The organism is Streptomyces pratensis, assembly GCF_037137275.1.
Classification (GTDB): Bacteria; Actinomycetota; Actinomycetes; order Streptomycetales; family Streptomycetaceae; genus Streptomyces; species Streptomyces pratensis_B.
In genome coordinates this window covers 1-795 of sequence record NZ_JBBBEN010000023.1, presented here as the reverse complement: position 1 = coordinate 795, position 795 = coordinate 1, and the positions used below count along the sequence as shown (strand labels likewise).

Below are 795 nucleotides of genomic sequence, written 5' to 3'. Positions count from 1 at the left end.
GCTCCCTTCGGTGTTGAGCAGCGGGCAGGACTCGGGATGGGCGGTGTGGGCCTCGATCAGGGCTAGGACACCGGACCGGCCCCGTGCGGTGCGCTCGAAGCCGCACCGGCACCACGACCGGGCCGACACAAGAGCCGAGAACGACGGAGGCGCGACGACGTCCAGCCACCGAACCGGCTGCGGGCGCGGGCCAGGGCGAACAGCAACGGGGACGGCCTTGCGGCCGACGCCTTTGGGCTCGCCACCGGTCATCCGTGCTGCGGCATGGGGGGTTGCCTGCGGGGTGTTCGGGGTGGCAGGCAGGCTCTTAAATCGGAGGGTCCTGGGGGCGGTCATGCCGGCCGCCCGGGGTTGTTGGCGATGGACCAGTTCAGAGCGCTGGTCACGGCGGCGCGGCACTCGTTCTCACGGAGGCCGGCCGCCAATCCCGCCGAATTAAGAGCCTGCTCCACCTCATGGCGGTCGAGGTCGCCGGACGGGATGAACCGCCCCAACGCTCGGGCGGCCCGAACTAGCGTCCAGTTCCGCGAACCCTCCCCAGCCCCGGCCACGGCCGCCGTTTCGGCCCTGAGGGCCGCTGCGGCGTACCGAGAGGCCCGAACCGGCACGGGCACAGCCATCAGGCCCCGGGTAGGCTGACGGGGCGTCAGGATGGCGTACAGCCATTCCGGGAGTGGTACGGGGTCGGTGGGGTCGACCACCTCGTACGCACCGTTCGGGAGGGTGCTCCCGGCGGCGACGACGTAGCCGCCGTGGGCGCGGGTGTCGATGTGCTTGCCGAGCCTGCCCGCGCTG

General features: G+C 72.1%; 1 protein-coding gene and 1 pseudogene. Both read right to left on the bottom strand.

The features are described 5' to 3' along the window. A pseudogene (locus V9U70_RS00135) lies at positions 1-252 on the bottom strand (hypothetical protein); the annotation flags it as partial. An 80-nt stretch (positions 253-332) separates the two neighbouring features. Further along, positions 333-795: bifunctional DNA primase/polymerase (locus V9U70_RS00130; protein ID WP_336672321.1), on the bottom strand; the 463-nt coding region annotated here is incomplete at its 5' end.